6 protein-coding genes are annotated in these 6,327 nt (G+C 56.7%); 2 read left to right on the top strand and 4 right to left on the bottom strand.

Features of this window, described 5'->3' with window-relative positions:
• Nucleotides 1-742: 742 nt before the first annotated feature.
• From ACR0JI_RS21620 to ACR0JI_RS21605, 4 genes are read right to left on the bottom strand one after another with little or no spacing between them, the layout of a single operon-like run.
• Nucleotides 743-1,114 carry a hypothetical protein gene (locus tag ACR0JI_RS21620; RefSeq protein ID WP_480496623.1) on the bottom strand — a complete coding sequence of 124 codons (372 nt, stop codon included), beginning with the start codon at nucleotides 1,112-1,114 and terminating at the stop codon, nucleotides 743-745.
• Nucleotides 1,115-1,162: 48 nt separating this feature from the next.
• The gene (locus tag ACR0JI_RS21615) at nucleotides 1,163-1,381 is read right to left on the bottom strand and encodes a glycine zipper 2TM domain-containing protein (protein WP_480477721.1); all 219 of its coding nucleotides are present in this window, start codon (nucleotides 1,379-1,381) and stop codon (nucleotides 1,163-1,165) included.
• 20 nt (nucleotides 1,382-1,401) lie between these two features.
• Nucleotides 1,402-2,406, bottom strand: a complete 1,005-nt coding sequence (locus tag ACR0JI_RS21610) for a DUF1214 domain-containing protein (RefSeq protein ID WP_480496621.1) — start codon at nucleotides 2,404-2,406, stop codon at nucleotides 1,402-1,404.
• A gap of 15 nt (nucleotides 2,407-2,421) precedes the next feature.
• Entirely contained in the window at nucleotides 2,422-3,486 is a 1,065-nt protein-coding gene (locus ACR0JI_RS21605; RefSeq protein WP_480477717.1) for a DUF1214 domain-containing protein, read from the bottom strand.
• A 150-nt stretch (nucleotides 3,487-3,636) separates the two neighbouring features.
• On the opposite strand from ACR0JI_RS21605, the gene ACR0JI_RS21600 reads away from it, so the two are divergent.
• Together ACR0JI_RS21600 and ACR0JI_RS21595 are read left to right on the top strand one after the other, a co-directional pair.
• Nucleotides 3,637-4,662, top strand: coding sequence for a helix-turn-helix domain-containing protein (locus ACR0JI_RS21600; protein ID WP_480496619.1), 1,026 nt, complete (start codon nucleotides 3,637-3,639; stop codon nucleotides 4,660-4,662).
• Nucleotides 4,663-4,926: 264 nt separating this feature from the next.
• Nucleotides 4,927-6,102 carry an alpha/beta hydrolase gene (locus ACR0JI_RS21595; RefSeq protein WP_480496617.1) on the top strand — a complete coding sequence of 392 codons (1,176 nt, stop codon included), beginning with the start codon at nucleotides 4,927-4,929 and terminating at the stop codon, nucleotides 6,100-6,102.
• The last annotated feature ends 225 nt before the right edge of the window (nucleotides 6,103-6,327 follow it).

Below are 6,327 nucleotides of genomic sequence, written 5' to 3'. Positions count from 1 at the left end.
TGATCTTCGTTTTTGGGCGCCTTCATTTGCGAGGCGCTTTGGGTCATTTGCATCCAGTACCCGGTGGTTCGAAAGATTTGGACCCTCAAGATGCGCTGTTCACATGCGAAGTGTCGGGGCGATACCTTTCCATATCAGGTTGCCAAAACCAGCCCGCACAGGAATTCCAGTTTAGCATTGCCGCCGCTTTGAAACCATCCTTGGACCGAAGTGAAACCTCTTTCCCAAGGATCACGGTGAACAAACAAAACGGTCTAGATTCGTGTTAATTTGTGCTCCATTTAGGTCTTTATCGTGAAAAATGTATCAAATTGATTGGCTGGTCAAGAAAAACCAACAAAAAGCCACACAATTGCGAGCTGCTTCTACTTTGGGACAAGGGTAATGCCCTGAATGAATTTCACCCAATCGAAATCCCACTGAATCGCGCCATGTTTCCCAGAGGCTTCGACCCCTGAGTTGGGCAAGGCCATGGTGAGAAAGCAACAAGCAAGCTTTCTTCTGAGACACAGGATAGTGCGGTTGGAGCTGGACAGCCAAGAGCGTCACAGCTGCGTTGCGAATCTCTTCACGGCTGGAGGCAATCGTGCTTAGTCACAAATGCCCTTCACCTTGATGTGCATCTCACCCATTGTACAGCGGGTTTGGCATGGTCCTTTGCGCCCGTGCACCGTTTCATTTTGCAAAAGACCTATCAAGAAGCCGGCCGCCGCAATCGGCGGCCGATTGTTAATGCAGCGGATTATTCGAACTCTTCAAAGGTTTCCCTCACAGCATCGTCCACTGCCCCGGCCAGCAACCTGCCACCATCGTTGTCGCAGGCGTCTTCAAGCTCTTCGACGAACTCGGTCTTGAGGTCGCCCAGATATTCTTCCGGGACGGTGGCCACGACATCGATCTGACGGTTGTAGAGCGACACCATCGCCATGAGACGCACGATCTGGCTTACCTGATCGGGGTCATCCTCGTGCTCTGCAAGAACACTGGCGCAGCTAAGATGCATGAACGGTGCAGCTGCGGCGATGATTTCGTCCATCTCCGCATCGGCAGAGGCAGTGCTCGCCAGCGCTGTAATGCACATCCCGAAAATTGCCGTTAGGGGAACTCGTTTCATGTGATCTACCTCATTTCTTCAATAGCGTGCGGCACGTGCAGCGTGGCCTTAGCGCTTTTTACGATAGCCTGCGATGGCACCGACGACGGCTCCGGCTTTTGCGCCGTCACTGCCGGATACGAGGTACCCCACCCCAGCCCCCACGACGGCACCGCCAACCGTGTTCTTCGTTCGTTGCGACTGGGCCTCGGCTGGCAGCGGCAAGGCCAGGATTGCGGCCATCAGCAGGGCGAGTGCGGTGGCCTGTGACTTTGTCGAAAACTGCATATCTCGGTCTCCTTATCGGTTCAGTTGATCCGTTCAGCCGATGGAAAGGTCCAGCTTCCATCCAGAATTTCGGCGCGCGGCTGGTACAGGCGGACGGTATAATTCCAGTTTGGCGGGGTCGGGATACAGTTGATCCGGCCATCGTCACATGCACCGAAGTGGATAGTGTATGACCCGTCCTCGTTGGGCTTGGCAGAAACGTTGTTGTAACTGTTGCGGTCAAGCTCGTTCGGCTCAAGATAGCCGTCGGCATTGTAAACGGTGATCGACCAAAACGCGTCGACCGGGACGTCGTTGACCGTGATTGCATGGGGCGTCTCGCCATCATTTGCATCGACACTGGCGATCACGGCCGAGGCCGTGGTCGCCGGTTGCCCTGCCCAACCAGCGATGGCGCCGACCAGGTGATCGATCGGGTCGACCTCGTCCTTGCGGCCAAAGGCATTGGCCGCATCAAAGCCGACCGCGCTTGCCAGATCGTTCACCGCCTTGCGCGCCTCGGCCAGGCTTTCCATATCCCAGTCCGGCGCTTCGAACGGGCCGTTGCCACCGCCGCTGAGCTCGATCCCGTCCTGCGCCGCATGCGCTCTGGCCAGATCTTCGGCATCCGTGGCATCGGCGAATGTACGGAACAGGACAAAGGCAAAGCGCGTGCCGACATTGTCCTCGGTCAGGTCATAGGTGCCCGGCGTCGCCTCGACAAAGGCGTAGTGATCCTGGCTGATAGCCAGCATCGACTGAAAACGGCCATCGCCGTCGGGCAAAGTGATCTGGACCGGCTGGGACAGGTCGAGGATCACGGCGGAATAAAGCGTGTCCTGATTTGCGCGGATGATCGGCTGCGGAGCATCCGCCGAAACCAGCGTACGCTCGTGAACGATTTCGCCCACGCCCACCCCATTGGCGGCAAGATTTGCCCGGATCATCGTGTCAGATTCCGCCCGCACAAGGTTGTGGATGCGCACCTCCTCTGACGCGGCAATCGAGGGCACACACAGCGCAAGGGCAAAAAGAAGACGTCGCATGAGAAATCCTTTCCGTTAATTCAAAAGGCGAACTGGGGGGAAGCTCCACGTCCCATCGAGAACCTCGGGCCCGGGCTGATACATCCGCACGGTATAGTTCCAGCCCTCCATGATCGGCAGGCAGTTGACCCGCCCATCCATACACCCGCTCAGGTGAATGGTCATTGATCCATCACCATTGCGCGCACCTGTCACTGAATTGACGTTATAGGCACCTTGCGCGTTGGGCTGGAAAAAGCCCCTGGCGTTATAAAGGCTGACAGACCAGAACGCCCCGACCGGCACCTCGGCGGGAACATCGATGCGATACTCGGCCACTGGCAGATTTGGTTCTACACTGACGTAATAGGCCTCATGCTCGGGCAACCCACCCCAACCGCCGGCGGTGCCGATCAGATGCCGGACCGCCTGAACCTGATCACGCGCGCCGAACATATGGGAACTGTCCGGCACATAGGGGCCGAGGGCCAGAATGCTCTGTAACAGCCCCTCAAAACTGGCTTCGTCATAATTGGGAAGGATGAACGGACGGGCCGACCCGGCCTCGACCAGCATCTGGTCCTGCAACGCGTTGACGGTGGCCACATCCGAAGGATCGGCGGCATCGACCAACACGCGCATGAAGACGACAACATAGGGCGTGCCAAAAGTCTCGACATCCAGCGCATAGGTGCCACCACCGTGAAACACCTCTTCGATGTAATGATCCTGATTGAGAACCATTGCGGTCATATAGCGGCCATCTGCATTTGGCAGCGTCAGGGTTGCGCCTTCGCTGATGTCGATAACAGCGGTGCTGTACAGCGTGTCGCGGTTCATCCGGATAGTTGGTTGATCATCCACCGGGGTCGGTTCGCGAAAGTGAAAGAACCTGTTCACTCCTCCGGCCAGTGACACATATTTGCCCAGCTCAAGATCAGTCGCGGCGCGGATGAAATTGTCGATGGTAACCGGGATCTCGCGGCTGTCACTTAAACTGTCGACGGTTGTGTCCATATCCTGCGCATACGCCGCCTGAGCCCAGATCGTGGCCAGCAACGTCAGCGATTGACTGAGAGAGAGGGGGAAAGACTTACTCACGAACATGTCCCTTAAGAAATCACAGGTTTCGTCGGTGATGACGGGTTGAGGGAACGGCGGTGTAACCCGTTGTCGCAGGGCGATTGTGCAGCGCCTTGACGGGTTGTGTCACCGGACAATTCCCGACAAACTAACCCAATGCGTCGAAACATGGTTACAATTCGCGAGTTGGCCCATGTCGTGGAACTGCTTGAAGATTTCGCCGGAGCGAGCACCGTTGCGGACGCCCTTCAAGCGGTCGGCCTGGACCGTTCTGTTCTATCGCTGAAAGCGGGTTTTGCACCCTACGCATCAGAGGGCATTCTGGTTGAAACGGTGGCCCGTGCGATGGGCGACAGGCTTCTTGGTGCCCGGATTGGCCGCAAATTCGATTACGCGCGTTACGGCGCGTATTCAAGTTTTGTGCTGAGCGCGCCTGATCTGGCTACCGCGCTGGCGCGCGGGGCACGGGCGTTCTTGCTGATACACCCAGGTTCAGAGATCGTATTTCGTCAGACCGAGACCCATGTCGTGGTCGGGCGCAGTGCAGTCGGGCTGACGGTCATGGGTCACAAACATCTGGACGAAGGCTCGGTGTTTGTCCTCGCTACCGTCATCCGCCACTTTCTGGGCGAAGGCTGGCACCCGGACTGGATTGAACTGCCACATGAGGCGCGAATCGATGTCCCGAAGATCGAAGAGATGATTGGCGCCCCCGTGCGTCTTCGGGACAGCCCGCCCGGTATTGCCATCCGACTGGGCGATTTGCAAACGCGCAACCCTTCGCCCCGCAGTCTGGACGCGAACATTGATCTTGATGATCTGGCGGCGTTGATGGGCGTTAATCCTGTGCAGACCATTGGGGATGCAGTGGAACAGATATTGCAGATCACTGTCGCAAACGCGGATATGTCAGAGGATACCGTGGCAAGCCATCTTGCAATAGGGCCGCGAACCCTGCAGCGCGCGCTGCGTCAGGAAGGCACGTCCTTCAACGCCGTCCAAACCCGCTTTGCAAAAAGCAAGGCACAGCATTTGCTGACCCAGACCGACAGGTCTATTGACCAGATCGCCAGTACGCTTGGCTATAAAGATCCCCGCAGCTTCCGACGCGCCTTCAACCGCTGGACAGGCGTTTCGCCCTCTCTCTATCGAACCCAGCAACGCGCAGGATCTGACCCGGTTTTGGCAGACTAGACCCATCGAGGTCGTGCCCGGTGCGGGCGCCGGGCATCGAAACCGCACCCAATTTGCGGCTGATACTTATGGTCGCGCGTGGCAATAAACGATTGCCAATGTCGGACTATTTGCAAAAGAAATGTGTGAAATCTTGTGCCGCAAATTCACAAAGCGGCCGGAATATGACGGAGCGTTAAGGGTCTGATGCGTAGGTTTTGGTGGCTATTGATCTGTGTCGCCCTGACTGGGTGTGCAGCGAAAACCTACAATGAAATTGACATTATGCCTTCGCCAACGGTCTTTGCTGATGGCACGCTTGATCCATTCGAGGATGTGACCGAGGGCAATTTCGAGTCGCGGGCGCGACTGTTTTACGCAACAGACCGCCAGCCCGCAGGACCGGACGACCCACAGAAAAGCTACAATAACGCACGGGGGCAAGTGCTGCGGGCGGGTGTCGCGCAGGTTGCGTCGGACCCGCCGCTTGAAAGCTGGGAAAATGCACGGCGCATAACACTCGCCGCGGCGCGGGATCAGGACTATAGGCTGCGTGTGGTGGGCGTGGCCGAGACCGGCATCTTGCCGTTCAGCGCAATCAAATACATGGATACCCCACCCAGCCGTGTCGAAGTTGAAGCCGCCGGTCGCCGTTTTGCGTCACAAATTAATGCGCAGTTGGCGCAATCGGCCAACAAGGACATTTTCATCTACATCCACGGCTATAATGTGGACTTCGACTATTCCACCCTAGTCTCAAGCCAGTTGCAGCATTTTCTGGGCTATCAGGGCGCTTTCATCAGTTACAACTGGACAGCAACCCCAAATACGCTGGCCTATTTCCGTGATCAGGAATCGGCGCTGGCCTCGCGACGTTATCTGCGCGAGTTGATTGCCTTTCTCTCGACCCATACCAATGCCCGTCGCATCCACCTGATCGGCTACAGCGCCGGGACAAGGCTGGCCTTTGACGCCGCCTATCAAATCGCGTTGGGGGCCGAGGGAAACGCGCGGTTGGGCAAACTCATCCTGATCGGCAGCGATCTAGACCGTGCTTATTTCATTCATGCTATCGAGGACGGTCTACTCGATGCGGTTACGGACCTGACGATCTATCAGTCGCAAACGGATTCCGCCCTGGCGATGTCTAGGCTCGTCTTTGGCCGCAAGCGCGTCGGAGAGACCTCGCCCCCCGGCGAAGCAGTACCTGCGGTGCAAGCGGAATTGGCCCGGACCCCAAGGCTGCATGTCATCGACGTGACGGATGCCGAAGAGGCGGGCAATGGCAACGGACATTGGTATTTCCGGTCTTCACCATGGGCCAGCAGCGATCTTTTCCTATCATTGCTGACCAACAAAGACCCCGCCGCGCGCGGTCTGGTGCGCGCACCCGGAGAGATCATCTGGCGTTTTCCAGATGATTATCCGCAAAGGATCAGGGAACTGGGGCGTTTTTACTGAAGGAAAGGAACCGTTAGGTTTTCCCCGTCTGTTCGCTATTCTGGCCAGCTTCCCACACGAAGCTTCGTCTGATCATTCCGAATCTCATAAGTAAGTTTATCCATAGGTCAGGCTTATGACTTTGAAGGTATAATCGATTTTTCTTGGCATATTAATCTGTCAAGATGCGAATGCTCAAATGTGAATTTAACGCCGCGCAAGAATGGCGAACCTGTCAAACAATTC

The sequence above is a fragment of the Ruegeria sp. N10 genome, from assembly GCF_056531545.1.
This window is presented reverse-complemented; position numbering and strand designations above follow the sequence as displayed.

Coding starts and splice junctions, on each gene's coding strand:
- ACR0JI_RS21615 (WP_480477721.1), bottom strand. CDS start 1,381: ATGCAGTTTTCGACAAAGTCACAGGCCACCGCACTCGCCCTGCTGATG.
- ACR0JI_RS21600 (WP_480496619.1), top strand. CDS start 3,637: ATGGTTACAATTCGCGAGTTGGCCCATGTCGTGGAACTGCTTGAAGAT.
- ACR0JI_RS21620 (WP_480496623.1), bottom strand. CDS start 1,114: ATGAAACGAGTTCCCCTAACGGCAATTTTCGGGATGTGCATTACAGCG.
- ACR0JI_RS21595 (WP_480496617.1), top strand. CDS start 4,927: ATGCCTTCGCCAACGGTCTTTGCTGATGGCACGCTTGATCCATTCGAG.
- ACR0JI_RS21610 (WP_480496621.1), bottom strand. CDS start 2,406: ATGCGACGTCTTCTTTTTGCCCTTGCGCTGTGTGTGCCCTCGATTGCC.